This window comes from Paenibacillus solani (assembly GCF_050475945.1).
Taxonomy (GTDB): Bacteria; Bacillota; Bacilli; order Paenibacillales; family Paenibacillaceae; genus Paenibacillus_AQ; species Paenibacillus_AQ solani_A.
This window is the reverse complement of the sequence record NZ_JBCMXJ010000015.1, coordinates 62,673-88,349: the sequence shown is the minus strand read 5'-3', so window position 1 is coordinate 88,349 and position 25,677 is coordinate 62,673. Positions and strand designations below refer to the sequence as shown.

Genomic DNA, 25,677 nt, shown 5'->3' with positions numbered 1-25,677 from the left:
CATCTAGATAGACAGCCTGAACAGAAATCGCAGGTCGTCATTCACCACGCACTGCGATTTCTGCGGCCCCGACTACCTATACAATAATTACCGATAGAAGAAGGCCTGGACGCTTAACGTCCAAGCCTCTTCCCGTATTATTCATCATCTTCTTCACGTCTACTTTTCCGGGCGGCGGTGCTTCGGAACAAGAATACAAGCACGACACCTGCAGCCATTGTGCCAAATATCCGCCCCGGAGCACTGAGGATCTCCGAAATGAGCGGAAGCCACAACAGCACGGCCCAGAACAACTGAACCTGGAAGATCAGCTTTCCTTCATTGTCCCGGCGCGTTCCTTGCGGAAGCGGGTAGACATGCAGCCAGAAGGATTCTGGATGGAGCTTTCGCAAAGCCGACAGCTGAAGTCCAATGATCATCAAACTGATCAGATATACCATCGCCGATGCCAGACTGTCCCGGGTCGCCCACACAAGGAAAGCGCCCAGCAGTCCGACCCGAATCAGTATGCCCAGAATATCACTGCGTGTCAGACTTTTAATGAGCAGAAAGCGGTAAGCACTCTCTTTATTCCATGCCAATCCTTTCCCCCATCCGGCGAGCCACTTGCGTGCATGCACGCGCTGCTCGCGTTGAGGCACGTTCACGAACCAGCTCAGCACCATCATTACCCGGCTCGCCTGTCTCTGCTCGACGGCAATTAATCGTTCCCAAGCTACCCGATGCTTGACAGGTACGGACAACGCAGCGACATACGTAAGACCGAGCAGCGCCATAAATATAAGAGCGTGGCTCGCCGGATGCCATAACCAGGCAGCTAAACTCAACGCTGTAACGACCCACCGCAGTGCCCGATAGGCTGCTGCCGCGTTCCTTGACACCATGAGCTGCTCCTTCCAGCTGCCGTAGCTAGACAATAGCTTAAACACGACCAGGACAGCAAAGGTAGCCAGCAGCCATTTTGGTGAAACATCGCTGCGTATGTACAGAGGCCATAGGATTAACTGCACGAGGGCTAAACCGATGATTTTATATACGACTCCGCTGAACCAGGCCAATTTGAAATATTCCTTCATTCGAGATTCCTGCGGAATGAGGAACACCGTATCGGCTGTACGCAAATAGGTGCGGATGCTGCTATTGATCATAAGCGGTACAAGGATGATCAGCATGATCCACCGAATAGGCAGATCAGGCGGAACTTGCTGCAGAAGGGCGGTGTACCAGGCAGCAAACGCAATCAGCAGGAATAGAAATACAACGGCTACACCGCTCTGTATGACATAACCGAGATAGGGAAGAACTTCACCCCAGAACTGTCCGCGTCGTTTGACATACAGCTCGCGCAGATTCATTCGTCGTTACCATCCTGAATCAGCACATTAAACAGCTCCTCCAGCGACATACCCGGCTTTCCAGCTTGCTCCTGGATGTCCTTCAACGTCCCCTGGGCAATAATGCTGCCGCGGTGCAGCACGATAAATCGGTCGCAATAATTCTCAATCGTAGAGAGAATATGAGAACTTAGCAGTACCGAAGCGCCAGAAGCTTTCAACTCCAACATAAAATCAAGCAGCGAGCGGATCCCGAGCGGATCAAGCCCAAGAAAGGGCTCATCAATAATATACAAGGACGGTCTGGCTACGAATGCGCACATAATCATCACTTTTTGGCGCATACCCTTGGACAGATGCGTGGACAAGCTGTCCATCTTCTCTTCCATGCGGAACATCTTCGATAGCTGAGCCGAACGTGTTTCATAGTCTTCACGGGAAACTCCATAAGAACGCGCCGTAAATTCCAGATGCTCGCGTACCGTCATCTCCTCATACAGGAGCGGGGATTCCGGCACAAAGGCCAAAGCGCTGTGATACGCTTCCGAATGTTCTGCACGGTTCTTCCCCTGAACCTGAATATTCCCTTTTTGCGGATTCATCAGCCCTAGAATATGCTTCATGGTAGTACTCTTGCCAGCTCCGTTCAAACCGATCAAACCTACCATCTCACCCGGCTCCACCTGAAAGGTGATATCATGCAGTACCGGTCGGTTGATGCTATACCCGCCGCTTAATCCTTGAACGGACAATACAGGCTGCTCACTCATCGTCAATCACCTCTTATTCTTAAGAGTCCAGTCCCTAGCGAATCACAGCCAATGCGCTGTATTGGACTCGTAAATAACACACGCAAACAAGCAGTATGCTTGGATGCTTAAATGTCAGCTCCGTGGCGGTTTATTCTTCAGCCATTTCGGAGCACCCTTATTCTTGCGGTCCCGTTCCCTCTCACTCGGGCGTTCACCGGATGCCTTACCGTTGGCCGGCTTCCCATGAGCACTAGTGGATGTTGGCTTGCGAGCCGGTTTCCCTTGAGCACCGGTATATGCGGGATTGCGTGCTGGTTTCCCTTTCGAAGCAGCCCCTGCCCCCTGTACTCGGGCATCTTGTCCACGGTCGACAGGCGTCGCCGAACGCGGCGATCTTACTTTACCTCCATAGAGCGCCCGCTCTTCAATGGTTATGCCCAGTTCACGATTGAACTTGCGCATGATAAACGTTTGGCGGTCGGTGACGAGTGTGATCGCCATACCGCTCCGTCCCATGCGTCCCGTGCGGCCAGCCCGGTGGGTATAATGCTCGGCATCGATTGGCGGGTCGTAATTGATTACCATACCAAGTCCCTCAATATCGAGTCCACGTGCAGCGACATCGCTCGCGATCAGAAGCTGGGTACGTCCTTCTCTGAACGCGTTCAGAACTCGGCTTCTGGTCAACTTGTCGGCATCCCCGTAAAGCGCAGCTGCACTTAATCCAAGGTAGTTCAGCTTCGCCTCCACCTCTGCCAAATTCTCGGTGGCATTGACGAATACGATCGCGCGCTCCGGGTTGTAGTGACGAACCACGCGGCGCAGCATGTCCATCTTGTCCCGTTCTTCCGTCACAAAATAATAATGCTCGAGCGATGACGGGGTCCGCTGCTCTGGATCGATCCCGATCTCAACAGGCTGATCCATTTCCTTCTTGACGACCTCTGCCGTCTCAGGGCTCACCGTAGCGGATAAGAACACCAATTGACGATCACGAAGCGCACTGCGCAGAATGCGATCGACATCGCCTGCTCCTCCCAGATTAAATACCTGGTCCACTTCATCCACGACAATCGTGCTTACTTGATGCATTTTGAGTTTCCGAATTTCGATCATTTCGCGTACGCGTCCCGGCGTTCCTACAATCAACTGGGGATGCAGCCTCAACTTCTCAATCTGCCGCTTGGCTGCAGCGCCGCCGATTAGACCCAGCACGCCGATTCCACGGGCTTCCCCGTAACGCTCGCTCTCTCTTACAATCTGAACAGCAAGCTCTTGCGTGGGTGCCAGAATTAATTTCTGAGCTCCCTTCATGTCTGGATCAATGCTCTGAAGAATAGGAAGCAGATAAGCTAGCGTTTTGCCCGTGCCTGTCTGAGAGGTCGCAAGCACGTCCTTGCCTTCCAGTATGGGAGGAATCGCTTCTGCTTGAACGGGAGAAGGCATTACGATGCCAAACTCCGTCAAACGGGAAATCAAATCCTCGCTTATTCCCAATGTATGAAAAGTCGTTGAAGTCATATGTTAGTCCATCCTTTTTTTAAGATATTAGAAGTCTATGATTCCAAAGCGCGTCTGCCTGATATCGCTAAAGAAACTTCCGTTATATGCAGTTTGTTTGCTTTCTTCAAGATACAGCAGGCGTTTTTTCGAATTGAGTCTTCTTCACTCTTTCTCATTATATGCCAAAACAGGAGTCGCCACCAAATCAAACATGATAAACGGCTAAACTCTTCGATTCATGCAGGTTATTTTCCCTACGCTTGATGACATCCCTAAGGCAGTAAAGTGAGAAACGACTTGGCCGATGCAGATAGCGGAATGCCTTCGTAGCGATACAACTCCAATGCTCCGCTCGGGAATAAGCGGATAGAGCGGCACCTCGATCAGCTGGCCTGTTTGCAATTCGTCGTTGCAGTTTCTTGATCGTCCATTGGCGTACCCGTCAAGACGATCTCCGTCGGCCCGAGACGGAATCAGATTATGATGAGATAGCTGATTTATGGCTTGCTTTCACTTGGCCAGCGAAGCCTTCCAGAATCCGCTGGACGCCAAGGGGATCGCTCAGCATCGGCAGATGGCCGGTGCTGAGGCTCTCCACCCTGTCCGCTGACAGATTGGCTGCCATGCGCTTCTGAACGGATTCTCCGAACTCCTTGTCTTGGGTGAGCTTCACGTAAAGCTTTGGCACTTGGGGTACGGATGCTTGAACGCGATCCGTATAGACCCTTCGGGATTCCGGAATGAACTCTGCTGCGATGCGGGAGGCCTGCTCCTCCAGCAAATCGCTGCACAGCCCCTTGCGAATCACGGATTCAGGCGGCTTCGTTCCGGCCGTTTTTAATAAAACCGGCATGATGATCCTCTGGGGAAACGGAAGCGCCGAAACAAACGAACCGCCGCGCTTAGGAATAGCTGCACCGATGGCAACGAATCCGGCTACCCGTTCGGCTAACCTGGCGGCCATCTCCATGGCCAACACCCCGCCCAGGGAATGCGCCACAAGGACGAACTTGTGCGTATCCCATCTTCTCACCTGCTCCGTCATATGGGTTACATAATCCTCCAGCGCCAGATGACGTCCAGGCGTATCAGCATCCCCGTCTCGCAAAGGGTAATCAACCTTCAAACACGGATAGTCCAGCCCTTCCGCTACAATATCCCATACGCTTCCGTTCATCCCTGCTCCGTATATAAAAACAAATCCCAGCTCTTCTTTGTACATGTCTTGTCTCATTCTATATTCTCCTCCCATTATGAACCTCTGTTCCAAGGATTCATCGTGAATCCTTGCTGTTTGAGAACATCATAGCCGTTAAATAAGACAAATATTGTCTTATTTAGAGAATAAGATAAAATAAATAATGAAGAGACTTGGGGGTTAATCATGCAGAAATCACAGCGCCTGATTCAATTAATGATGATGATCAATGCAAAAAAGTCGTTTACCGTTAGAGAGCTGGCCGACGAATTCGGACTTTCCGTCCGAACGATATCAAGAGATCTGGATGAGCTGAGCGGGCTCGGCGTCCCCATTTACTCTGTGCAAGGACGAGGCGGCGGCTACAGATTGCTGCAGGAACGGATGCTGCCACCGATCAGTTTCACGGAAAGCGAAGCAATTGCCATCTTTTTTGCCTGCCAATCCTTGGGCTACTTCAGCACGCTGCCCTTCGGTGACGGAGCCGCCACCGCACTCCATAAGTTCTATCATTACTTGCCGGCAGATATAAAGGAGCAGATTGACCGTCTCAAGGATCGCGTCATGATCCATAGCCCGTTCCGTCCGATGTCGGCCGATATTTTACAAACGTTAATGGAAGCCGTCATGGTTCGGCAAGCAGTCACGATCTCCTATCGTTCATCCGCCGGAAGCAGCCAGCGGCATATTCAGCCAATCGGGCTGTACGCAAGCTCGGGGTACTGGTATTGTCCCGCCTACTGCTTTACGCAAGAGGACGTCAGGCAATTCAGGGTGGACCGGATGACGGCGGCCAGCCTCAATGAATCCTTATCGATCCGTGAAGATATCGCGAGCCAAACGCTGCAGGACATGCCCGGCAGCGGGGATGTAGAAATGAAGTTTTTTGAGGTAGAATTAACTTCCAAAGGGGTCTGGCTGCTCGAAACGGATACACGGCTTGGTTCCCATATCCATAGGAACACAGACGGCAGCGGCGTCGTTCGGCTTGAAATACCGGCAACCGATGTCAATTTTTATTCGGACTATGTATGGCGTCTCGGAGAAGAGGCTGTTATCACCTCGCCAGCCGAAGCGGTTCAATGGACCCGGGAGAAAATTGAAGCCATGAGCCTAAGGTATACATAAGGACAACTCAATCCCGTTTGGGAGAAAAGAAGGAGAGGATTTGCATGACTTCACAAGTGGATCACATAATTGAACGGATAACGGAAGAGCTTCGCGGGGTACCTGGCGTTACAGGAGTCGTACTCGGGGGATCCAGGGCCAAAGGAACCGCCAAACCGGATTCCGATATCGATATCGGCATTTATTATGATGAAACCCAAGGATTCAAGGTGGAGAACATCGCCAAGATTGCGAAGAGACTAGATGATGAGCATCGAGACGGGATTATCACTTCATTGGGCGAATGGGGGGCCTGGGTTAACGGGGGCGGATGGTTAGTGATCGAGGGGTATCATGTGGATTTCTTATTCCGTGATGTGCACCGCGTGTCCGGCATCATCGACGACTGTTCGGCAGGTAAGGTGTCCGCGCATTACCAAACCGGACATCCGCACGCCTATCTGAATGTGATGTATATGGGGGAAATTGCGATCTGCCGCATACTGTGGGACTCGGATAACCGCATAATGACTCTGAAAGCCAAAACAGCTCCCTATCCGAGGGCACTACAGGATGCTATGATCGGCTATTTTACTTTCGAGGCATCTTTCTCTTTGATGTTGGCGAATAAAACGGCTGCCAGCGATGACATCACGTATGTTACAGGTCACTGCTTCCGCTGCATTTCGTGCTTGAACCAAGTGCTCTTTGCCAAAAATGAATTGTACTGTATCAATGAGAAGCGTGCGGTGGCCATGATCGAGACCTTCCCTCTCAAGCCGGTGAATTACAAGGAACGTCTGGACCAAGTGATCACGCTGCTCTCATCGGATACAGAAAAAACAAAACAAGCCACTGCGCTGCTTCAGGACCTTATAACCGAAACGGAAGCTATGTAGTGCCGTTCAGCCCTCATTTCTTATTCATCCATTTATACGACACGCGGTCTGCGAACCTCGGAAACAGCTGGTACAGCCTGATCCCGAGTGAAGCAATTCTCGGAAGATTGAGCTCTTCCTTGCGCTTCTTCACCAGCTTTACAACCTGATCCGCTACATACTCGGGCTTCATCATGAACCAGCTTACATTCTTCACATAACCGCCTGTCGGATCAGCCAGTGAAAAAAACGGAGTGTCAATCGGTCCCGGGTTTACAGTAGAAACGGTAATGCCTGTGTGCCGGAGCTCCTGCCGGAGTGAATTGCTCAATCCAAGCACGGCATGCTTGGTTGCTGTATAAGCGGTCGATTTGGCTGTTCCAATCTTGCCCGCCATGGATGCTATATTAACGATTTGGCCTTCGCCCCGCTCCAACATCCCTGGCAGCACCGCTTGTGTGCAGCGTACAATGCCCATATAGTTGACGTCCATCATGTCCTGAAACTCTTCCTGGGGCATGTCCATAAATGCTTCAAATTTGCCGTAACCGGCATTATTAATGAGCACATCGATTCTGCCATGCTCCCTAAGAAGTCCCTCCATGACTGTCTGCACCTGCTCAGGGCGCTGAACATCCATGGTTGCCAGCTCGTGAGGACCCAAGATACGTGCACCCACTTCCTGCAGACGATCTGCCGAACGGGCGCACAGAACGACATATGCCCCTTCCGCAGACAACTTCTCAGCGATCAAGGCGCCGATCCCGCTGGAGGCTCCCGTAACAACGACAACTTTATTTTTCAGCATGATTTCATTATCCCTTTCTTCACCTGTACATTTCTCTAATTCCCAAGTACAACAGATTAGAGCTGTCTGAATGCACGGCTATGGGTTCATTACTCCTATTTTATGAAATCATGACTTGAATATCCAGTTCTCCGATGCCTTCCATCCTCAGCGGAATACAAAGTGCCTTCTTTTGAATAAGAATAGAGGTGCTGTCTGCCTTCATCACTTTGGGTGGAGTAATATCCACACTTACACCCTGGTTTGATAAAATCGTGCTGGCATTGCCACTGATCATGTTACCTAGCTCCGAAATCGCACTCTGTCCCATCTCATCCATTTCGGTAATAACAAAACCGCCCATCATCACCGATACCATCTGCAGGGCTACCTGCTCCTGAATTCCAAATAGGATGTCACCATTCATTTGACCTGTCATGCCGATTTGGATCCAGATATGATTCTCTATGTATCCAATCTCTTTGACCCCAAGATTCCCCGTGGAGGGTGAAACCTGTATGACTTGTTCGATAACGTGCCGTGCGGACTCTAAAAAAGGATTAATAACTTCCGCTTTCATTCCTTGTGACTCCCCTTTCACTGGGTTGTTGGTCAGGGTCCCAAAGTCCCACCTATTTATTTAATCATTATAATGGATACCTCGTACTAAATCATCACAAAATAGCGTATCCCTTATTCCAACAACTGTCTCTTCATGCTGACATGCGATGAATATATCTCTTAACGAAAATATTCCTTTCGCTCAAACGGGTCTTTGGTCTCACGTTTTTTCATGTCTACTTTACTATTATCGGAAGGTTTCCTTATCTTTTAATAACAAATGAATGGAATTTATCATGATGTTCGCCTTTTTTCGAAGGTTAGGCCGCTGATTTTCACGTTTCATTGCTCCCCCGGGGAGAATAACCTATAATTTAAAATACAGATAGCAAACTAGATGAGCGGAAAAACATAATCAAGTAAGGAGGAAGGCTATGAACATCAGCCAATTGGAAACGCTAATTACCATCTCCAAAACGATGAGCTTCCGCAAAGCGGGAGAGCTTCTTAATCTGACACAACCGGCGGTGTCCGCCCAGATCAAAAGCCTGGAGGAAGAATTCAAGACTGTGCTGGTGGATCGCAGCCAGCCCGTAACACTCACGGATCGGGGACAGGTTTTCGTGGAACACGCAGAACAGATTCTCGGCATTGTGGATGAGCTTAAACAGCGATTATCCGATCTCGATCAAACTCCTCAGGGTCATATTCAGCTTGGCACCACGACTTCCATAGCCATTCAGATCCTGCCGCGTGTACTTTCCTACTTCCAGGATCAATTCCCCCATATCAAAACAACCATTCAATCCATGGCATCTTCGCAAATCTATCATAGTGTAGAGAATGGCCTCATCGATATTGGAATCGGTTACTTGATCGAACGGAATCCGAACTTGAGCACATCCGTACTGTATTACGATACCTTTGAACTCGTTGTATCTCCTCAGCATCCATTAGCCAAACTGTCTACGGCAGACATGGAGGTATTGGGCGGAATCCCACTTATTCTATTGACACGCGACACGGTCGGTCGCCGATTTGCCGATGACGTCATGAAGAAGCATGGTATCCTTCCCCAGGTTGTCATGGAACTATCAAGCAGCGAGGAAATTAAACGGTTGGTCGAAATCAATTTGGGCGCTGCGATTATCTCCAAACAATCCGTCGCAACGGAACTGCGAAATGGTACGCTGCAGATCGTTCCGCTGCGTGAGCTGGAAGTCAGTCACCCTGTTGGGGTAATTTATAAGAGCGGACGTTATGTCAGCTCTGCCATGCGGCAATTCATCAGTGATCTCAAAGGCATGCCGGAGACACAGTTTATCAGCAGTGAATAACACGGCATCCATTCCTATAAACTAATAAGCAAGTATGCAAACTGAAGGAGGCACCTATGAAATTTGACCTGCACACCCATCATTTTCGCTGCGGACATGCAGATGGCAATATTCGCGATTATATCGAGGCTGCCATCGCAGCAGATCTGCAAGTTATTGGAATCTCAGACCATACTCCCTATTTCGGAAGTCCTGAAGAACAACCTTTTCCGGCTATCTCCATGGCAAAAGCAGATCTTGCCGGCTATGTTGAGGAAGTTTTAGCTTTAAAGAAGGAGTATGAAGGAAAAATCAAGGTTTTGCTGGGGATCGAATCCGATTATTTCCCGAAACATGCAGAGGTATATCGAAAGGCATTATCCGCTCACCCCTTTGACTACATTATCGGCTCCATTCATCATGTCAGGGATATAAGCATCTTTAATAAGAATCGCTGGAAAAAGCTCACTCCCGAGCAGCAGGTTGCTGATAAAGAGGAGTACTTTAACCTGATTCGCCAATCCGCCCGAAGCGGCATGTTCCAAATCATTGCCCATATGGATGCCATGAAGGGCAATTACCCGCCATTCTCCGAGATCATGACGGATGCCGCCATTGACGAGACTTTAAGGGTCATAGCCGAATGCGGCCTGGCAATCGAGGTAAACACATCGGGCAAAACCAAATTATCTGGCGGCTGGTATCCTTCCAATGCTATTTTGGAAGTTGCGTATCATCATGGCGTCGATATTACATTTGGTTCCGATGCTCATAAGCCGTCCCGTGTCGGAGACGAATTTGATGAAGTGGCCAAGGTGCTCAAAGAAATCGGATATACAGAATGGGTTTATTACGAACAAAAACAGAAGGTAACTGTACCTCTTTGATGGGGTACTCCTTCTGTTTTTTTGTTGTTTCTATATGGGATATACTATAAAAGACCAAAAAAAGTGGACCCGTTTACCGGGTCCCAAAACATTATATATTCTCAAAAGGGGGTCATGTGATAAGTTTAACCTGTGGCTGTTATGGTTTGATAACAGGTATATTTCATTTGTGTAACAAATTACGATGATCATTTTCATCTTGTAATATTCACTTCAATTATCTGTATTCGCTACGGCTTGGAACGCAGTGTAAGAACAGTAAGCTCGGGTTTGCACAAGAAACGGATAGGCAGCTGTGTCGTTCCGATCCCCCGGTTTACATAAAGCGGCATTCTATGAGAACCGATATGATATAGGCCTTTCACATAGCGTCTCGCGCCTGGCGGCGTAAGCACCTCCCCCACCCAGGGCAAGCGTACCTGACCTCCGTGACTATGTCCCGAGAGCTGAAGCTGGAATGAGTGGGCTGACGCCGTATCCGCATAATCCGGCTCATGCATCAAGAGCAGCTTGAACATCCCTTGGGGCAGCCCCTGGATGGCTGCAGCCGGATCTGGAAGACCACGTAGTCCATCCTCCAGCCCAACCACTGCGATGACCGCACTCCCTCGCCTCAACTTGATGGCGGAATTCCGAAGCACCTGAAAGCCTGCTTCCTCTTCCAAGCTTACCAGCATCTTCACGTCCTTATAATCATGGTTGCCCAGAATAGAGTACATTCCAAAAGGTACAGTAAGCTCTGCAAACGGTTCAATCGCAGCCCTCATCTCCTCTGCATCCCTATCCACCATATCGCCTGTGAAACAGATCAAATCCGGTTTCTCACCCTGTATAGCTTGGACTACCCGTTTCACATCCTTCGCTCCAGCCTGAAAGCCCAAGTGCAAATCACTGAACTGTACTAGCTTCAAACCATCAAAAGCGCTCGGGAGTGAAGGAATCGTCAACGTCAGCCTCGTTATGTCGAGCTGATGCGGTTCCCATAGGGAAGCGTAAGCTCCGCCAGCAACCCCGCTACCCAAGATGATCGCTGCCCCTGACTTTAGAAATTGACGACGCGTCATCTTTTTTTGCCGCGCTGCTCCCTTTGTCCTCTCTCGTCCAGAGCCAGGAACCACTTTTGAGGTTGGATTTCTCATATGCAGGCAGCCTCCTATATAATAAAGAATGAGAGTTGACGGTCTTGCAGCTATTTCTATGTATAGAATAGCAAGAGAAAGGGGCTTATCTATGAATGTTAACGATTCTATCGCCGCCATAGTTTCAGCACAACAGCGTTATTTTCGCCAAGACATCACGCGGGAGGTGGATTTTCGTCTTCAGCAGCTGAGAAAGCTGCGGCAAGTCCTGATAGCCAAAGAGTCCGAAATCGTGGAAGCCCTGCGCAGAGATCTGAATAAAAGCGAGCAGGAGGCCTACACTACCGAGATCGGGATGGTCTACAAGGAGCTTTCCTTTATCATAAAAAATCTGAAGCGCTGGGCCAAGCCGAGACGTGTCAGAACTGCACTGACACATATCGGCAGCCAAAGTATGGTATATACCGAGCCCTATGGGAATGTACTGATTATTGTGCCATGGAATTACCCTTGGCAGCTTGCCATTTCTCCATTGATCGGAGCCTTGGCTGCTGGGAACACAGCCATTGTAAAACCTTCCGAGCTGACACCCAGCGTATCCAAACTGATTACCGCTATCATTGAAGAGACATTCGAGCCTCAATATGTGGCCTCTGTTGAGGGAGGGCCTGAAGTCAGTGAAAGCCTGCTGAAGCAGCCGATGGATTATATCTTTTTCACCGGGAGCACCAAGGTGGGCAGAATCGTCATGGAGGCTGCTTCCAAACAATTGACTCCGGTAACACTGGAGCTGGGAGGGAAAAGCCCCTGCATCGTTCATGAAGATGCTCCTTTGGCCCTGGCAGCTTCCCGCATCGCTTTCGGCAAATATACGAACGCAGGTCAAACCTGCGTGGCGCCAGATTATATTCTTGTGCATAGCAAGGTTAAAGAAAGGTTCATCGCACATTTGAAAACAGCCATTACTTCCTTCTATGGCGAGAATCCGCTGATCAATCCTGACTATGGACGGATCGTGTCAGAGAAGCATTTTGAACGACTGACCGGATTTCTAAACAACGGCACCCTGCGTCATGGCGGGAATACTTCCCGAGAAGGATTGCTTATTGAACCCACCATCATGGATGACATCACTTGGGAAATGCCTGTCATGGAAGAAGAGATCTTTGGCCCGCTATGTCCGATCCTCACGTACGATAATATACACGAAGCGGTTCAGGCCATTAACGCCCGTCCCAAGCCGCTGGCGTTATATCTCTTCACCGAGAATGAGGATGTGCAGGACTATGTACTTTCTTCGGTTTCTTTTGGCGGAGGATGTGTGAACGATACTCTGATGCATCTCGCAACTCCCTACCTTCCATTCGGAGGTGTCGGCGAAAGTGGGATGGGTTCCTACCATGGAGAACACAGCTTTCATACCTTCTCCCACAGGAAGAGCGTGCTCAAGCAAACCAACCGATTTGATTTTAAATTCCGATACCCTTCCAAGAACGGACTTGCCATTCTTAAAAAATTGATGAAACCCTAACTTCCGCTAAATTCGCTTGCTTTACATGAGATTTTTTACTTCATGCACACTGCTCGGTATGCGCACGATATCTGGTTCGGGGAATACATCGATGACTGTTGGCCCGGTCATTACTAAAGGCGCACCCGCTGGGTGCGCCTGTTTAAAACGTTTTGTGCTTTCTGCGGTGCGGTGGAATGACCGCTTTCTTTCCCTCCTCCAATCCTTCCAGTTCAAAACCTTCGCCGCCAGGTTTAAACATCTGACGCAGCGTTCCCAGCATGGACAAGGCATAAGCCACGGTTGTGAAGCTAAAAGCAATCTCCATGACCACAACCAGCCGGGAAGTGTTATCAACTGGCGCAACGTCGCCGTATCCCACCGTGACAAATGTCGCCATGCTGAAATACAGAAAGGTGATGAACTGACTTACCATATCCTCACCGAGATTTTTGCCTTCAAAGGAAACCCCTCCAAACAGCTTGTAGATCGACATATATACCATCGTGAAGAACAAGATGCACATCCCCGCCGCCACGCTGATCCGGATCAAGGTGGTTTTCATGTCTACATGCTGATGTACAGAGTCTGCTATCTGACCGAATATATACAGCACATAAAAGATAACGGAGCCTAATGCAAACAGCAGGATCAGGGCGCGCATGCCGCCTTCGCCTGGCACGACTTTCATAAGATCGATCCAGCCAAGCAAATCCTCGACGGACACCAGCACGTATATAAGCAGTGGAGCAAGCAGTAAAGGCCTGCTGGACCACTTTTTATCCATGCTGTAGAACAGATAGATCAACAGTAGAAGTCCTATCATATTGAGCAGCCACATCCACCAAGACATGTTCAGGCCCCCTCCTTTAGCTCGATCCCAGAACTCTGGGCTGTACCATTACCCCCTATTAACCTGAACCTAGGATATTTACACCTGAAGGTCACTGGCATTCTGCTTCAACAGATCTCAAGTCCTTTGTAAGCATCCTATAGCCTGGAACCGTCATCCCCAGCCTGTACATCGTGTGCACTTCTCCTTGTGCGCATGATGCATGGTTAGGGGCATGCTTGGACGGCTGTCGACCTCACCGATAACTGTTACCTTAAACTCGCAGTTGAGCCAGGAAATTAACGGTTAGCCTCCAACCACTGCACTGCGTAGTCTACCATTGATCTTTGGTCTGCCAGAACGCAATCAGCCTTGCCAACAAGGCCGTGCTTATATGCATTGGGACATTGAGCTTCAAATGCGGTGCCCAACTCCTCAAAATCATCAGAATGATAGTTGATATCCTGAAAGGCCTCCCATTCTGTTTTTCCCTGCACTCTACGAACCGGGGCATCAGCGGTAACTACCTTTTTTCCCACCCAATCTGCACGGTACTCACCAAGATGAAAAGTAGTATTGTTGTCATAGCCCGTACCGAGCAACAATACATAAGCTCCTGCATCATACAGGCGTGCTAGAGGCGAGGCTTCGCCCAAGCTATAGTCCAGCGCATGAGTTTGCATGAATGCTTCTGCAAGCCTCCCGCGCGCTGCAAACGAGACATGCGGATGCATACTGCGAATGACACCTGCTTGTTTGCGGAATGTTTCCGGAATAATCCCCATCCCCGTACTGACCATCAAATTCGGATCGTATGGCGGCATTTCATCGCGAATCAGCTCCCACCACCTCGGGTCCGCCGGAGGATACCTCCAAGTCTCTGGATTCGTCAGGTTTGCAGATTGCGTCGGCATTACCAGCGTTCCCTCTTCACCCAGAACCTCTTCGAGTGCGAGAATGACAGCTTCCGCACCGCCAACGATCCATCCACCCAGGCTTTTAAGCGAGGAATGGACCAGTAGCGTCATTCCCTTCTGTACTCCCAGTTCCGCCAGGTCATCACAAATATCTCTTATCGTAATCGGTCTTTCTATGATCAAATGACTCACCTCAATCTAATATCCTGTAGAATCTATGAAATGTTAACACACAATGAAAAAAAAGCGCCTGTACCGAAGTTGTTGCTCCGGTCAGACGCCTTGTGATGAAGCTAAAAGCGATTAAACGCTCAGCCAGCGTTTAAACAGCTGTTTGGTTGTATCTTTATTCATTTCCGCAATGGACGTCGTCAACGGAATGCCCTTCGGACAAGAACGCACACAGTTCTGCGAGTTACCGCAGCCCTCAATGCCTCCATCCTGCATCAGCGCTTCCAGACGCTCTTCCTTGTTCATTTCACCTGTCGGGTGAGCATTGAACAAGCGAACTTGGGATATGGCTGCTGGTCCGATAAAGTCTGTTTTTTCGTTGACATTCGGACAAGCTTCGAGACATACGCCGCAAGTCATGCACTTAGAGAGCTCATAAGCCCACTGGCGCTTCTTCTCGGCCATTTTCGGTCCAGGTCCCAGATCGTAGGTGCCGTCGATTGGAATCCACGCCTTCACACGCTTGAGCGCAGTAAACATGCGGCTGCGGTCGATCACCAAGTCTCTTACAACCGGGAATGTCTTCATCGGCTGGATCCGAATCGGCTGCTCCAGCTTGTCGATCAATGCCGCACAGGCTTGACGCGGCTTACCGTTAATGACCATGGAGCAAGCTCCGCACACTTCTTCGAGACAGTTCGAGTCCCAGCATACGGGTGCGGTATCTTTACCCTGCGCATTTTTGGGATTACGCTGAATCTCCATCAGCGCACTAATGACGTTCATACCGGGACGGTACGGGATTTCGAATTCCTCGGTATAGGGTTTCGTCTCCTGATTGTCCTGACGTGTAATGATAAACTTAACAGTTTTTGAAGCGGCTGCTGTTTGTGACATCGTAAATCCCCCTTTCTTCTTACTTGTCTTTCGAATAGTCGCGAACACGCGGCGGGATTAAGGAAACATCTACTTCTTCATATGAAATCTGCGGGCCATCAGGCGTCCAGGTTGCTTTGGTTGTTTTGAGGAACTCCTCATCGTTACGATCAGGGAAATCCGGCTTGTAGTGAGCACCGCGGCTTTCATTCCGCAGAAGAGCTCCCAGTGTCATAGCTTCGGACAGCTCCAGCATGTTCCACAACTGACGGGTGAATGCCACGCCTTGGTTATTCCAGCGGGAAGTATCCGTCATATTGATATTGCGGTAACGCTGTTTCAATTCCTTGATTTTGTTGATGGTAGCTTCCAGCTTGTCGTTATAGCGAACAACCGTCATATTATTGGTCATCCATTCCCCGAGCTCTTTATGGATCACGTAAGCATTCTCGGTTCCTTCCATCTTGAGCAGTCCCTCGTATTTGTTCGTTTGCTCTTTCGCTGCACGATCAAATACTGTAGAGGAAACATCCTCGGAAGACTTCTTCAGACCTTTGACATATTCAATGGCCTTCGGTCCGGCCACCATACCGCCGTAAATGGCGGAGACCAGGGAGTTGGCGCCCAAACGGTTCGCGCCGTGATATTGATACTCACATTCTCCAGCTGCAAACAAACCAGGTATGTTAGTCATTTGATTATAGTCAACCCACATGCCGCCCATGGAATAGTGGACTGCAGGGAAGATTTTCATCGGGATTTTACGCGGATCGTCGCCCATGAACTTCTCATAGATTTCAATGATACCGCCGAGTTTAACATCAAGTTCTTTAGGATCCTTATGTGACAGGTCAAGGTAAACCATGTTCTCCCCGTTAATACCCAGTCCCATATCGACGCAGACGGAGAAGATTTCGCGCGTTGCAATATCGCGCGGCACCAGGTTTCCGTAAGCAGGATATTTCTCCTCAAGGAAGTACCATGGCTTGCCGTCTTTATAGGTCCAGATCCGTCCACCTTCACCGCGTGCCGATTCCGACATCAAGCGGAGCTTGTCATCGCCTGGAATGGCTGTCGGGTGAATCTGGATAAACTCACCGTTAGCATAATGAACGCCTTGTTGATATACGGCACTGGCTGCGGTTCCTGTGTTGATAACCGAGTTGGTTGTTTTTCCGAAGATAATACCAGGGCCACCGCTTGCAAGAATGACGGCCTCGGCTTTGAATGCCTTGATCTCCATCGTGCGCAGATCCTGGGCAGCAATCCCGCGGCATACGCCTTCATCATCAATGATGGCATTCAGGAACTCCCAGTTCTCGTACTTGGTCACAAGACCTGCAGTTTCCCAGCGGCGAACCTGCTCATCCAGCGCATACAATAGCTGCTGACCGGTGGTTGCTCCGGCAAATGCCGTCCGGTGGCGCTTCGTTCCGCCGAAACGACGGAAATCGAGCAAGCCTTCCGGCGTACGGTTAAACATAACGCCCATACGGTCCATCAAGTGGATAATACCCGGGGCCGCTTCACACATCGCTTTTACCGGTGGCTGATTCGCGAGGAAGTCACCTCCGTATACCGTGTCGTCAAAGTGCTCCCAAGGAGAGTCCCCCTCACCCTTCGTATTAACAGCTCCGTTGATACCGCCTTGCGCACACACGGAGTGAGAACGTTTAACTGGTACAAGTGAGAATAAATGAACATGAGCTCCGGCTTCTGCTGCCTTGATGGTTGCCATCAAACCGGCAAGACCGCCGCCCACTACGATAATATTAGATGATGCCATTATTGGTTCACTCCCCTTAACTTAAGACTGTCTTAACTACATCGAAAGCTGCTGTAGCAGCCTGAAATTCTGAACCGCGGAATGCTGTCATAGCAAGAACAAACAGCACGCTCATCAATACGAACAAGCCCATGCAGATGTATGTGGATACCTTCTGCGCACGCGGACCAACTGTGATCCCCCAGCTTACGAGGAAAGCCCATAATCCGTTTGCGAAGTGGAAGGTTGCCGATACTACACCGATGACATACAGCGCAAACAATACCGGATTGTTCATGATGCCGTGCATCGTTGCGCCCAGATCGTCATGTGTAATTTTACCGATCATGATCTGGAAGCGTGTATCGTACATATGCCAGATGATGAAGACAAATGTAATAACGCCGGTAATCCGCTGAATCGTGAAGCGGATGTTTCTTTCATAGTTGTAGTTGCCTACGTTATTATTCGCTTGATAAGCAATGTACAACCCGTAGACGCCATGATATAGAAGTGGCAGCCAAATCAGGAACAGCTCGAGGAAAAAAATCAGCGGCATGCTGTTCAGGAAATTCACCGCGCTTGCAAAGCCTTCCTTTCCACCCTCGAAAGCTTTAAAGTTGGAAATCATATGGCTGAGCAAGAATGCCCCAAGCGGTATGATGCCGAGTAAAGAATGAAGCTTTCTGGAATAATACCCTTTCATCAGTTGACGTTCCCCTTTCCAATGTGCAGCGTTTTCATTTTCAATCTTTTCCTATTCTCAGAACAATACACTTACCTGTCCTGCTTAAAACCGTTGCAACGACAAAAAGCTGCCTATTTCGGCAATAGTGTGAACAACTTGTGTCATATCTCATGTTACTCCTTTTTATCTTATAATGGAATTGCAATATAATTATTAAACGTTATAATCTTTATGCATAAGCAATCTTTCTACACATCTTTATTTTATATAGGAGGAGTTCCATGTTTGAAGAACTGGACGTGTTCGCCGTCGTTGTAGAGCAATCCAGCATAAACCAGGCGTCCAAACTACTTAACTTATCTCAGCCTGCCCTTTCCAGGAAGATTGCCAAGCTGGAGGGCCAGCTGGGACTGCAGCTGTTTAACCGGCGCGGCAAACGGCTGGAGCTTACCTCCATTGGACAGCTTGTGTACACCTTCGCCTTGGAGCAGCGCCAGCAGCAGCTCAAGTTCATGCAGACGCTGGCCCATTACCGCGAGGGAGAGCAAATTTCGATAAATCTGGGTGCAAGTCTGACTACGCTGCAGACTACCTTGCCCCCTTTAGTTAATGCTTTCATGGAACGTCATCCCGCTGCTGAAATCAAACTGATTACCGGCAAGACGCATGAGATCGTATCCTATGTCAAAGATAAACGGGTCGACGTTGGCATCGTTGCTTCCTCCATCAACCAGCCGGGGTTAAACTGCATTCCTCTGTTTGATGACCACCTGGAGCTTGTCATTCCGTCCTCACATCCATTAACTGAAATCGAGGATGTCGGAATTGAACAACTTCAAGGCTTGCCGATGATTATCTTCTCTACGGGCACTTGGTACCGCAAATTGACGGATGATCTGTTCCATCGCTGGGGCATCATGCCCGATATTCGGATGGAAATCGATTCCTTTGAAGCCATTGTCCGGCTTATTCCGACCTGCAAGGCAGCCGCTCTTCTGCCCAAATCCTATTTAAGGCCCCAGCTGTTATCAGACAATGGGCTCGTCGATGTGCATATTCCTGCACTTATCGAGACACGACGAACGACCTCACTGATCTACGGCCAAGCTTCTGAACTGAGCAAAGCGGCGAGCCGCTGGATTGAAGAAACCAAAGGTCTTTTTCGACATTTGGAGGAGAAAAAATAGCAAAAAACCTGACGGTATACTCATGTCCGCCAGGTTTTTTCCTACTATATATAATTGCATGCTCACTTTGTTAGTTATGACTTATCTATTTTTCCAGCATATTCACGACTTCAGACTCAAAACGTTCCACATTATCGTTGGATCCAATCACAACCATAATATCGCCCGAGTTCACTACATCCATGGCTGTTGGGGCCACGATAATACCGGAAGCTTTGTTTAAAGCCACTACACTGACGCCATAGCGTACTCTTGTATTCAGCTCGCTCAGTGTTTTCCCGTCCATACAATCCGTGACCGTCATCTCCACGATCAGATAATCCTTTGACAGCTCGATATAATCAAGCAGATTGGGCGTTACAAGCTGGTGAGCTACCCGAATGCCCATGTCCCGCTCTGGAAAGATAACCCGGTCCACACCTAGTCTCTCCAGCGCCCGGCCGTGGAGCACAGATATCGCCTTGGCCACAACCATGCCTACACCCAGCTCTTTCAGCAGGATGGCCGACAGGATGCTCATCTGGATATCGTTGCCGATGGCAACGATCCCGCAGTCGAAGTTACGGATGCCAAGCGATTTAAGCACCTCTTCATCTGTAGCATCCGCTACCACCGTATGTGTCAGCAGCTCGCTCATATCTTCGACGACCTCTTCGTTCCGGTCAATGCCGAGCACCTCATAGCCCTGTTCCATCAGTTCGAGTCCAAGGCTTGCGCCAAAGCGTCCCAAACCGATGATTGCAAATTGCTTTGGTTTCATGTCTCTCCATGCTCCTTATCCAATAATCATTTTACCTTCCGGATGACGATACAATTCTTTACCCTTTCTACGCCCAAGTGCATAAGCAAGCGTCAATGGCCCCAATCGCCCTACAAACATGGTGAGGCTGATCATGATCTTGCCAAACACGGTCAAATCAGGCGTTAAGCCCATGGAGAGACCCACCGTTCCAAAAGCAGATGTGGTTTCAAATAATATCTTCAAAAAATCCCCTTCTTCTGTCGTAGACAGAATCATCGATACCGTAAGAATAAGCAGAATGGCCAATAATACAATAGTCAGCGCCTTTAACACCCGTTCCTGGGCCAAGCGGTAGCGGAACATGACGATGTCCTCACGTCCCCGCATCATGGCGATAACCGCTCCAACCATAATGGTAAAGGTGGTTGTCTTAATGCCGCCGCCCGTCGATCCCGGTGATGCTCCGATAAACATTAGGATAACGATAAAAAATTGCGTGGCCTGTCTAAGACCGGTTATATCTATCGTATTCGCGCCAGCTGTTCGCGGTGTTACGGATTGGAACATCGCACCCAAGAATTTCCCGCCCCAGTTCAGAGAACCAAGCGTTCTTGGATTCGTAAATTCAAAGATAAAAATGATGATAAATCCGACCAGCAGCAATGCAGCCGTCGTGGTAAGCACGACTTTGGAATGCAGGGACAGCTTCCGCTGCTTCCGGAAATCGATCAAATCGGACAGCACAATAAAACCGATGCCGCCGGATACTATCAAAAACATGACTACTATATTAACCACCGGATCATATACATACCCAGTCAAACTCCGATAATCGCCGAACAGATCAAATCCGGCATTGTTAAACATCGCAACTGCATGAAAAATACCGTAATAAATCGCCTGCCCAAGCGGCATGTCAAACGCCCAGCGAATCGTCAGGATAACTGCGCTGCAAGCCTCGATAATTAGCGAATACAACAATACCCTGCGAATGAGTCTTACAATTCCTTCCATAGAGGACTGATTCATTGCTTCTTGCAGAATAAGCCGGTCCTTGAGGGAGATGCGTCTCTTGAACGCCAGTGCAAACAGAGTCGCCATCGTCATAAATCCAAGGCCGCCGATCTGAATCAGCAGCATAATCACAAATTCTCCGAAGTAACTGAATGTCGTCGCTGTATCTACCACAACCAGACCCGTCACACATGTTGCTGATGTCGATGTGAACAATGCATCTATGAATCCTAGAGACTCCCCCGTTCGCGTTGAAATCGGCAGCATTAACAGCACAGTCCCAAGCAGGATAATCGCTGCAAAGCCAAGCACGAGAATGCGCGGAGGAGATAATGTGAGCCATTTTATTTTCTCGTTCAATCGGTCACCTTCTTAAAAAAAATCAACGAAAAAAGACACTGGAAAACGCAGTGCCCCTAAGGTCTGGTTCCTGTGCTGCAGCCTACGAGGTTAGCTGACGGATTCGGGCATATCCACAGGTCGCCCTATTCATGATTCTTATGAATCATGAAATTCACCCCAATTACATGGTTCCCCCATTTTCAATACGAAATTCGGCTGGCATATTCAGTTCCTTGTACTTTCCGTAAAGCATGATGTGATTATAACGCAATCTGAAACGTAACCCAACGCCCTTTTTCACCCAAAAAATCTTTAAAAGGACGCGAATTGGGCATATTCAAGAATACAAGCATAGGGTTCTCTAACGTTTTCGAAATCTTTCATTCATTTTCATCGTTTTATTTCAATATTTCTGAAACTGGGATAAGCTGCTTATGACATTCATAACTATGTTATATTGACTTTATGTGTTGATGTGTACCTGAAATCAGGCCACTCGAATATGTAGAATATCAACTTTCTTTAGAGGAGGAATTTCATGAATCGTGCAAGAGAGCCCTTGAAGCTGGAACCCAATCTCAAACAGCTTTTTGTGCCTGCCGCAATCGGCCTGATCCTGTTCCTGTTATTTCAGGTTTTTCCAACCTTCAGTCCCGAATCTGCCGAGATGGCATCGCCGGATATTATATCCAAGGATCAGGCTCGGCAGGCAGCCTCAAGATTTGCTTCTGAGCAGCTGCAATTTTCGGCTGCGAACCCGGATGAAGCCTTGGTTACATATCAATCGAAATCCGAGCTTTACGGCTATTTAGCTAAGGTTAAGAAGCTTCAGGATTATAACAAGACCTATGAAGCCAAATATCCTTATGACGTATATCGCGTTCGTCTGAGTGAGCCGGGAGGCGATGCGCTGAACGTGGACGTGCATATGCAGAATTCAGGTATCGTCGGCTTCTCCTATGATTACGCCCGCTCCAGCTATGACCGGATTGAGCTGAACACGGGAGATGTACAGAAGCAGATGCTGCTTATTGCTGAAGATGGCCTGACCCTGGCCGAAAAAGAGGCACTTGCAGAGCCTTGGCTTCAGCGTGCGGGTTACGATCTGCAGCATCTTGAACGGGTGACGAAGGAAGGGGAACCCAGGCTCCGGTATGCAGACCGGGAATCCAAAATCGGTGATTCCGTGCTGGAGCTCCGATTTACCTTCGAAGATGGAAAGCTGCGCTCCTATGAGCCGCTTTTCTCCGTTCCTGCATCCCATTCGGCTTATGTCAACAAGCAGACCAAGAATGCAACATGGTTGACACTCGCAGGGTATGGCCTGTTCACCCTCATCCTTGGCATTCTTGCGATCGTGTACAGCGTGAAGACGAGGACCCATACATCATTTAAGCGAGGACTGTTTCTGTCAGCACTGCTGTTCGTCATACAGATGTTGAATACGTATAATCTGATGCCAGTTTTCAAAGCCCAAGGCATGTCCCAAACCGGCTTGATCGGGATGATGATTTTCTATGCGATCTATTCGCTCATTTTCTCGGCTCTGCTCTATTTCTCCCTTGTCGGCGGCAACGGACTGTGGAAAAAAGATGGACTCAATCCTTGGCCGCGTGCCAAAGAACCCGGATACGGACATTATGTACTAAACAGTATGAAGCTGGGATATGTATGGGCTTTTATCCTGCTTGGCATCCAATCCATTATCTTTATCGTCTTGAGCCTCACCTTGAATACATGGTCCACCACCGATGCGACGCAATCGCCTTATAATATGCTCTACCCTTGGATGTTCCCATTGATGGCCTGGCTGGCCGGTATATCCGAGGAGGCCGTCTACCGGCTGTTTGGTATCAGAATGGTGAAGAAAATCGTCCGCAATACCTTTGTGGCGAGCTTGATTACATCGCTCATCTGGGCGCTGGGACACACGCTATATCCTATCTACCCGGTCATTTCCAGGCCCATTGAGCTGGTCATTATCGGCTTGCTGTTCAGCTACATTTTCCTGAAATACGGTTATTTGGCGGCTATGTTCTCCCATGTCATCTTCAACAGCATCTTGATGGGCATCAGCCTGATTATGCTCAAGGACACCGCTAACATTCTGACAGGAGCTTTCTATATGGTGCTTCCGGCCATTGTCGCGTATGCGATCTACCGATTTAATCCAACAAAAAAAGAGAAGCCGTATATCACGACTCCTCCTCACGAAGTGTATTAAGAATTTCCGTTGCTAATTTCTCACCGATTGAAAGGGGCTTGAAGTCTTCGACTGAAGCCTCTTTTATTTTTTTGATGGAGCCAAAATGCTTCAGCAGCATTTTACGGCGTTTTTCCCCAATGCCCGGTATGGAATCCAGCTTGGAGGACACCATCGATTTCCCCCGCTGTTCGCGGTGGAAGGAAATCGCAAAACGGTGAACCTCATCCTGAATCCGCTGAAGTAAATAGAACTCCTGGCTGTCCCGGGGCAGATTAACCGGCTCCGGCGGATCTCCAACCATCAGCTGAGCAGTTTTATGCTTGGCATCCTTTACAAGTCCACACACGGGAATGAACAGCCCCAGCTCATTCTCCAATACATCGATGGCTGCAGAGATTTGTCCCTTCCCTCCATCGACTACGATGAGATCGGGAAGCGGCAAATTCTCTTTCAACACGCGTTCGTACCGCCGCCGGATTACTTCCCGCATCGTATCATAATCATCTGGTCCAATGACAGAGCGAATCTTATATTTACGATATTCCTTCTTATCCGGTTTCCCGTTCGTGAATACAACCATGGCCGATACTGGATTGGTTCCCTGAATATTGGAGTTATCGAATGCCTCAATCCGGTTCAATGATTCAAGTCCGATCACTTCACCCAGATTGGCTGCCGCGACGGAGGTCCGTTCTTCATCACGTTCAATTAAACGGAATTTCTCATCCAAAGACACCTTCGCATTATCCGTTGCCATGCCTACCATCTGTTTCTTCAAGCCGCGCTGCGGCACATGCACCTTCACACCGAGCCATTCCTGCAAGGCGTCAGCGCCTCCAGCAGCATCCACGATGCCTGCTGCCTCCGCTTTCTTCTCTTGGGCTTCAACAAGCGCTTCATGCTCTTCGGATGAGACCGAGGGAGCCTGTGTTCCCAATTCCTTTATATGCTCTGCGCTGCGTTCACCTTCAGCATCGGCAGTGGTTTCTATGGCCTCGCCTGAATCAGCTTCCTCCAGTAGCAACGGGCCCGGCAGCAGAATCTCCTGCGGCAGTGCAGGATTGTCACTGTAATACTGGGCAACGAATGACATAAAGTCGCTGTGCGCATCACCATAGAATGGAAAGACCGACTTGTTCCGCTGCACCATTTTTCCCTGACGCATGTACAGAATTTGAACACACATCCAGCCTTTATCCACAGCATAACCGAATACATCGCGATCCCGGGTATCCGTTGTCGTTATCTTCTGCTTCTCCATTAAGGTATCGATGTGTATGATCTGGTCCCGAAGCTCCTTCGCCCGTTCAAAATACAGCTCTTCCGCGGCCTCCTGCATCTTTCGCTGCAGTTCCTTCTTAATCTCTTCATGACCGCCGCTCAAGAAAGAAGTGATCTCTCCCGTAATCTCTTCATATGCATTCTCCGGTACTTCCTTCTCGCATGGTGCCAAGCACTGCCCCATATGATAGTACAGGCAGACTTCTTTGGGCATAACACCGCATTTGCGCAAGGGATACATCCGGTCGAGCAGTTTTTTGGTCTGCTGTGCCGCATAAGCGTTTGGGTAAGGACCAAAATACTTTGCTTTATCTTTAAGCACCCTTCTGGTCACTTCCAGGCGGGGATGCTCTTCATTCGTTATTTTAAGGTATGGATAGGTTTTATCATCCTTCAGCAGTACATTGAATCTCGGTTGATGGGTCTTGATTAAGTTACACTCCAGAATCAGAGCTTCCATGTTGCTGCCTGTTACGATATATTCGAAATCACGGATTTCCGAAACAAGCATCTGGGTTTTTCCATTATGGCTCCCGGTAAAATAAGAGCGAACCCGGTTCTTCAGCACCTTGGCCTTTCCCACATAAATAATCGTTCCTTCCCGATTCTTCATCAGGTAACAGCCCGGCTGGTCCGGAAGCAATGCCAGCTTATGGCGGATATTCTCCAAGGCCTTCTCCTGCTCCTGAAGCAGGTTGGCAAAGTCATCCATACTCATCCTCCTCTCCAAGGAGATTGTATACT

Annotated in this window: 22 protein-coding genes and 1 riboswitch; of the genes, 7 read left to right on the top strand and 15 right to left on the bottom strand. The window is 49.1% G+C overall.

Annotation, left to right across the window (positions count from 1 at the left end; genetic code table 11):
* Window positions 1-137: 137 nt before the first annotated feature.
* The 4 genes from ABEQ74_RS15250 to ABEQ74_RS15235 all read right to left on the bottom strand — a co-directional run bounded on the left by ABEQ74_RS15250 (window position 138) and on the right by ABEQ74_RS15235 (window position 4,823).
* Window positions 138-1,355: an ABC transporter permease gene (locus tag ABEQ74_RS15250; protein WP_430123007.1), complete on the bottom strand. Its 1,218-nt coding sequence runs from the start codon at window positions 1,353-1,355 to the stop codon at window positions 138-140.
* On the bottom strand, window positions 1,352-2,104 hold the full coding sequence (locus ABEQ74_RS15245; RefSeq protein ID WP_430123006.1) for an ABC transporter ATP-binding protein: 753 nt from the start codon (window positions 2,102-2,104) through the stop codon (window positions 1,352-1,354). Before ABEQ74_RS15245 ends, ABEQ74_RS15250 begins: the two co-directional genes overlap by 4 nt.
* A gap of 114 nt (window positions 2,105-2,218) precedes the next feature.
* The gene (locus tag ABEQ74_RS15240) at window positions 2,219-3,607 is read right to left on the bottom strand and encodes a DEAD/DEAH box helicase (RefSeq protein WP_430123005.1); all 1,389 of its coding nucleotides are present in this window, start codon (window positions 3,605-3,607) and stop codon (window positions 2,219-2,221) included.
* 460 nt (window positions 3,608-4,067) lie between these two features.
* The gene (locus tag ABEQ74_RS15235) at window positions 4,068-4,823 is read right to left on the bottom strand and encodes an alpha/beta fold hydrolase (protein ID WP_430123004.1); all 756 of its coding nucleotides are present in this window, start codon (window positions 4,821-4,823) and stop codon (window positions 4,068-4,070) included.
* A 150-nt stretch (window positions 4,824-4,973) separates the two neighbouring features.
* Here ABEQ74_RS15235 and ABEQ74_RS15230 point away from each other — a divergent pair, with 150 nt between their 5' ends.
* Window positions 4,974-5,915 carry a helix-turn-helix transcriptional regulator gene (locus ABEQ74_RS15230; RefSeq protein WP_430123003.1) on the top strand — a complete coding sequence of 314 codons (942 nt, stop codon included), beginning with the start codon at window positions 4,974-4,976 and terminating at the stop codon, window positions 5,913-5,915.
* 44 nt (window positions 5,916-5,959) lie between these two features.
* Complete coding sequence (locus ABEQ74_RS15225; RefSeq protein WP_430123002.1) at window positions 5,960-6,793, top strand: nucleotidyltransferase domain-containing protein; 834 nt, start codon at window positions 5,960-5,962, stop codon at window positions 6,791-6,793.
* Between the two features lie 13 nt (window positions 6,794-6,806).
* Here the strand turns inward: ABEQ74_RS15225 and ABEQ74_RS15220 are convergent, their stop codons facing one another.
* Both ABEQ74_RS15220 and ABEQ74_RS15215 read right to left on the bottom strand, forming a co-directional pair.
* A complete protein-coding gene (locus ABEQ74_RS15220; protein WP_430123001.1) occupies window positions 6,807-7,580 on the bottom strand; it encodes an SDR family NAD(P)-dependent oxidoreductase in 774 nt (257 codons plus the stop codon).
* A 100-nt stretch (window positions 7,581-7,680) separates the two neighbouring features.
* Window positions 7,681-8,139, bottom strand: a complete 459-nt coding sequence (locus ABEQ74_RS15215) for a chemotaxis protein CheX (RefSeq protein WP_430123000.1) — start codon at window positions 8,137-8,139, stop codon at window positions 7,681-7,683.
* Between the two features lie 415 nt (window positions 8,140-8,554).
* On the opposite strand from ABEQ74_RS15215, the gene ABEQ74_RS15210 reads away from it, so the two are divergent.
* Both ABEQ74_RS15210 and ABEQ74_RS15205 read left to right on the top strand, forming a co-directional pair.
* Window positions 8,555-9,457 (top strand): LysR family transcriptional regulator, encoded by a 903-nt coding sequence (locus ABEQ74_RS15210; protein WP_430122999.1) that lies wholly within the window; start codon window positions 8,555-8,557, stop codon window positions 9,455-9,457.
* A gap of 56 nt (window positions 9,458-9,513) precedes the next feature.
* Window positions 9,514-10,323, top strand: a complete 810-nt coding sequence (locus tag ABEQ74_RS15205) for a histidinol-phosphatase (protein ID WP_430122998.1) — start codon at window positions 9,514-9,516, stop codon at window positions 10,321-10,323.
* A gap of 230 nt (window positions 10,324-10,553) precedes the next feature.
* Here the strand turns inward: ABEQ74_RS15205 and ABEQ74_RS15200 are convergent, their stop codons facing one another.
* A complete protein-coding gene (locus tag ABEQ74_RS15200) occupies window positions 10,554-11,462 on the bottom strand; it encodes a metallophosphoesterase (protein ID WP_430122997.1) in 909 nt (302 codons plus the stop codon).
* A 91-nt stretch (window positions 11,463-11,553) separates the two neighbouring features.
* On the opposite strand from ABEQ74_RS15200, the gene ABEQ74_RS15195 reads away from it, so the two are divergent.
* Window positions 11,554-12,933: an aldehyde dehydrogenase gene (locus ABEQ74_RS15195; RefSeq protein WP_430122996.1), complete on the top strand. Its 1,380-nt coding sequence runs from the start codon at window positions 11,554-11,556 to the stop codon at window positions 12,931-12,933.
* 142 nt (window positions 12,934-13,075) lie between these two features.
* Here the strand turns inward: ABEQ74_RS15195 and ABEQ74_RS15190 are convergent, their stop codons facing one another.
* The 5 genes from ABEQ74_RS15190 to ABEQ74_RS15170 form a co-directional block, all read right to left on the bottom strand.
* Window positions 13,076-13,765 carry a potassium channel family protein gene (locus ABEQ74_RS15190; RefSeq protein WP_430122995.1) on the bottom strand — a complete coding sequence of 230 codons (690 nt, stop codon included), beginning with the start codon at window positions 13,763-13,765 and terminating at the stop codon, window positions 13,076-13,078.
* Window positions 13,766-14,043: 278 nt separating this feature from the next.
* Window positions 14,044-14,844, bottom strand: coding sequence for an aminoglycoside N(3)-acetyltransferase (locus ABEQ74_RS15185; protein WP_430123588.1), 801 nt, complete (start codon window positions 14,842-14,844; stop codon window positions 14,044-14,046).
* A gap of 120 nt (window positions 14,845-14,964) precedes the next feature.
* Complete coding sequence (gene sdhB, locus ABEQ74_RS15180; protein ID WP_054404197.1) at window positions 14,965-15,729, bottom strand: succinate dehydrogenase iron-sulfur subunit; 765 nt, start codon at window positions 15,727-15,729, stop codon at window positions 14,965-14,967.
* A 19-nt stretch (window positions 15,730-15,748) separates the two neighbouring features.
* Window positions 15,749-17,494 carry a succinate dehydrogenase flavoprotein subunit gene (sdhA, locus tag ABEQ74_RS15175; RefSeq protein ID WP_053491590.1) on the bottom strand — a complete coding sequence of 582 codons (1,746 nt, stop codon included), beginning with the start codon at window positions 17,492-17,494 and terminating at the stop codon, window positions 15,749-15,751.
* 16 nt (window positions 17,495-17,510) lie between these two features.
* Window positions 17,511-18,179: a succinate dehydrogenase cytochrome b558 subunit gene (locus tag ABEQ74_RS15170; RefSeq protein WP_054404199.1), complete on the bottom strand. Its 669-nt coding sequence runs from the start codon at window positions 18,177-18,179 to the stop codon at window positions 17,511-17,513.
* Between the two features lie 263 nt (window positions 18,180-18,442).
* On the opposite strand from ABEQ74_RS15170, the gene ABEQ74_RS15165 reads away from it, so the two are divergent.
* Window positions 18,443-19,348: a LysR family transcriptional regulator gene (locus tag ABEQ74_RS15165; RefSeq protein WP_430122994.1), complete on the top strand. Its 906-nt coding sequence runs from the start codon at window positions 18,443-18,445 to the stop codon at window positions 19,346-19,348.
* 85 nt (window positions 19,349-19,433) lie between these two features.
* Here ABEQ74_RS15165 and ABEQ74_RS15160 read toward each other — a convergent pair whose 3' ends face one another.
* Entirely contained in the window at window positions 19,434-20,108 is a 675-nt protein-coding gene (locus tag ABEQ74_RS15160) for a potassium channel family protein (RefSeq protein ID WP_430122993.1), read from the bottom strand.
* 15 nt (window positions 20,109-20,123) lie between these two features.
* A complete protein-coding gene (locus ABEQ74_RS15155; RefSeq protein ID WP_430122992.1) occupies window positions 20,124-21,464 on the bottom strand; it encodes a TrkH family potassium uptake protein in 1,341 nt (446 codons plus the stop codon).
* 64 nt (window positions 21,465-21,528) lie between these two features.
* A riboswitch (cyclic di-AMP (ydaO/yuaA leader) is annotated at window positions 21,529-21,674 on the bottom strand.
* Between the two features lie 310 nt (window positions 21,675-21,984).
* On the opposite strand from ABEQ74_RS15155, the gene ABEQ74_RS15150 reads away from it, so the two are divergent.
* On the top strand, window positions 21,985-23,670 hold the full coding sequence (locus ABEQ74_RS15150; protein ID WP_430122991.1) for a CPBP family intramembrane glutamic endopeptidase: 1,686 nt from the start codon (window positions 21,985-21,987) through the stop codon (window positions 23,668-23,670).
* Here the strand turns inward: ABEQ74_RS15150 and uvrC are convergent.
* Entirely contained in the window at window positions 23,642-25,645 is a 2,004-nt protein-coding gene (uvrC, locus tag ABEQ74_RS15145) for an excinuclease ABC subunit UvrC (protein WP_430123587.1), read from the bottom strand. The genes ABEQ74_RS15150 and uvrC overlap by 29 nt on opposite strands.
* Window positions 25,646-25,677: the final 32 nt, after the last annotated feature.

Bases quoted from the DNA above. Each gene is read 5' to 3' on its own strand.
- ABEQ74_RS15250 (WP_430123007.1), bottom strand. From the start codon at position 1,355: ATGAATCTGCGCGAGCTGTATGTCAAACGACGCGGACAGTTCTGGGGT.
- ABEQ74_RS15245 (WP_430123006.1), bottom strand. From the start codon at position 2,104: ATGAGTGAGCAGCCTGTATTGTCCGTTCAAGGATTAAGCGGCGGGTAT.
- ABEQ74_RS15240 (WP_430123005.1), bottom strand. From the start codon at position 3,607: ATGACTTCAACGACTTTTCATACATTGGGAATAAGCGAGGATTTGATT.
- ABEQ74_RS15235 (WP_430123004.1), bottom strand. From the start codon at position 4,823: ATGAGACAAGACATGTACAAAGAAGAGCTGGGATTTGTTTTTATATAC.
- ABEQ74_RS15230 (WP_430123003.1), top strand. From the start codon at position 4,974: ATGCAGAAATCACAGCGCCTGATTCAATTAATGATGATGATCAATGCA.
- ABEQ74_RS15225 (WP_430123002.1), top strand. From the start codon at position 5,960: ATGACTTCACAAGTGGATCACATAATTGAACGGATAACGGAAGAGCTT.
- ABEQ74_RS15220 (WP_430123001.1), bottom strand. From the start codon at position 7,580: ATGCTGAAAAATAAAGTTGTCGTTGTTACGGGAGCCTCCAGCGGGATC.
- ABEQ74_RS15215 (WP_430123000.1), bottom strand. From the start codon at position 8,139: ATGAAAGCGGAAGTTATTAATCCTTTTTTAGAGTCCGCACGGCACGTT.
- ABEQ74_RS15210 (WP_430122999.1), top strand. From the start codon at position 8,555: ATGAACATCAGCCAATTGGAAACGCTAATTACCATCTCCAAAACGATG.
- ABEQ74_RS15205 (WP_430122998.1), top strand. From the start codon at position 9,514: ATGAAATTTGACCTGCACACCCATCATTTTCGCTGCGGACATGCAGAT.
- ABEQ74_RS15200 (WP_430122997.1), bottom strand. From the start codon at position 11,462: ATGAGAAATCCAACCTCAAAAGTGGTTCCTGGCTCTGGACGAGAGAGG.
- ABEQ74_RS15195 (WP_430122996.1), top strand. From the start codon at position 11,554: ATGAATGTTAACGATTCTATCGCCGCCATAGTTTCAGCACAACAGCGT.
- ABEQ74_RS15190 (WP_430122995.1), bottom strand. From the start codon at position 13,765: ATGTCTTGGTGGATGTGGCTGCTCAATATGATAGGACTTCTACTGTTG.
- sdhB (WP_054404197.1), bottom strand. From the start codon at position 15,729: ATGTCACAAACAGCAGCCGCTTCAAAAACTGTTAAGTTTATCATTACA.
- sdhA (WP_053491590.1), bottom strand. From the start codon at position 17,494: ATGGCATCATCTAATATTATCGTAGTGGGCGGCGGTCTTGCCGGTTTG.
- ABEQ74_RS15170 (WP_054404199.1), bottom strand. From the start codon at position 18,179: ATGAAAGGGTATTATTCCAGAAAGCTTCATTCTTTACTCGGCATCATA.
- ABEQ74_RS15165 (WP_430122994.1), top strand. From the start codon at position 18,443: ATGTTTGAAGAACTGGACGTGTTCGCCGTCGTTGTAGAGCAATCCAGC.
- ABEQ74_RS15160 (WP_430122993.1), bottom strand. From the start codon at position 20,108: ATGAAACCAAAGCAATTTGCAATCATCGGTTTGGGACGCTTTGGCGCA.
- ABEQ74_RS15150 (WP_430122991.1), top strand. From the start codon at position 21,985: ATGAATCGTGCAAGAGAGCCCTTGAAGCTGGAACCCAATCTCAAACAG.
- uvrC (WP_430123587.1), bottom strand. From the start codon at position 25,645: ATGGATGACTTTGCCAACCTGCTTCAGGAGCAGGAGAAGGCCTTGGAG.